We start from the raw sequence: 734 nt of genomic DNA, 5'->3' as shown, positions 1-734 counted from the left end.
GTCTGGCCATCCAGGGCCGACGAGATGCTGGTCTCTTGGCCGATGGAGCAGAACCAGTGGGCACCATCGAAGCGATGACCGGCCGCGGTGACGATCTGTACCCGAAACTGCGCTTTCCCGACGGCACGTGGTCCGGACTCGACCCGACTATCAAGATGGCTATCGAAAACGAAGAGGGGGATCTCTGGGCCCAGTTGGTCATCGATTCCCTTACGATCTGCCCGAACCAGTCCATCAAGGAGTTGTCCCATAACGCCAAGCTTGGAATTGGGGCCACCATGGGCGCGCTAGGACGCCTGCAGCGAGCTGTGAAGGTGGAGCTCGATGAACAGCGCCATTGGAAAATCCTTCTCTGAGACTCCGCCTCGAGCCTGTGCCCTAGGTCCGTATTGGGGAGCTATAGCTTGTTCCTGGCAGCGACAGGGTTCTCCGACACCATAGGGATAGACGCCGAAAATGGATGACGGGCCCTGTGAGCCTAAAGTTCTATACGGTTGCAACATGCCTTCTGATATTTGGGTCCCGATCACTGTTGCCGTAATAGGTTCAGGGGCCTTGTCTACTATCATTTCTCTCCTCATACAACGCTTCTCTTTCGACAGAAAATCGAAAATTGAGTCTCAATATGCCTCGGACCTAAAGCTCCTTCAGGATTTAGAAAAAGCAGCAAGCAAAGGGCCCGAAGGAAAGCTCGTGCGGGCTGTCATGAAGTCACGCCTACGCGAAGATCTCAT

The 734-nt window shown here is 54.8% G+C and carries 2 protein-coding genes; both read left to right on the top strand.

Features of this window, described 5'->3' with window-relative positions:
• The coding region (locus tag CIK75_RS00070) for a hypothetical protein (RefSeq protein ID WP_206745465.1) at positions 1 to 356 on the top strand (356 nt) is incomplete at its 5' end.
• A gap of 145 nt (positions 357 to 501) precedes the next feature.
• Positions 502 to 734, top strand: a 233-nt coding sequence (locus tag CIK75_RS16395) for a hypothetical protein (protein ID WP_206745464.1), incomplete at its 3' end; no start/stop codon positions are given.

The sequence above is a fragment of the Glutamicibacter sp. BW78 genome (assembly GCF_002332245.1).
Lineage (GTDB): Bacteria > Actinomycetota > Actinomycetes > Actinomycetales > Micrococcaceae > Arthrobacter_H > Arthrobacter_H rhombi_A.
The sequence above is the reverse complement of the archived record's forward strand: the minus strand, read 5'-3'. Positions and strand labels throughout refer to the sequence as shown.